Source organism: Tsukamurella sputi (genome assembly GCF_007858445.1).
GTDB classification, from domain to species: Bacteria; Actinomycetota; Actinomycetes; order Mycobacteriales; family Mycobacteriaceae; genus Tsukamurella; species Tsukamurella sputi.
In genome coordinates, this window is sequence record NZ_VIGV01000172.1 from 1 (window position 1) to 551 (window position 551).

Genomic DNA, 551 nt, shown 5'->3' on the forward strand with positions numbered 1-551 from the left:
GCAGCCGCCCGGGCGGACGCAGCCGTGATCGAACGCGAAGACCTGGCCCCGCCCCTCCGGTCCGTCAGCCGCCCGGCCGGACGATGCCGTGATCGGGGGCGAAGACCTGGCCCCGCCCCTGCGGGCCGTCAGCCGCCCGGGCGGACGATGCCGTGATCGAACGCGAAGACTATCGCCTCCGCGCGGTTGCGCACGCCGAGCTTGGTGAAGATCGAGCCGATGTGGCTCTTCACGGTGACGATCGAGATCACGAGCTCGGCCGCGATGTCGTCGTTCGACAACCCGCGCCCCACGAGCGCGAGCACGTCCACCTCCCGGGAGGTCAGCCGCGCCTGTTCGCCCGACGCTGCCGCGACCGCCGGTACGGCGGTCCGGTAGGTCTCGAGTACGCGGCCGGTGACGGCGGGGTCGAGGACCGCTTCCCCGGCCGCGACGAGGCGCACGGCGCGGATGAGCTCCTCCGCGGGTGAGTCCTTGAGGACGAAGCCGGACGCTCCCGCTCGGAGAGCCTCGGACAGCAGGTCGTCGTCGCGGAACGTGGTGAGCACGAG

The 551-nt window shown here is 72.6% G+C and carries 1 protein-coding gene; it reads right to left on the reverse strand.

All coding sequences use genetic code 11. The annotated features are described in order from the left end of the window. Nucleotides 1-128: 128 nt before the first annotated feature. Nucleotides 129-551: LuxR C-terminal-related transcriptional regulator (locus FK268_RS23675; protein WP_146437896.1), on the reverse strand; the 423-nt coding region annotated here is incomplete at its 5' end.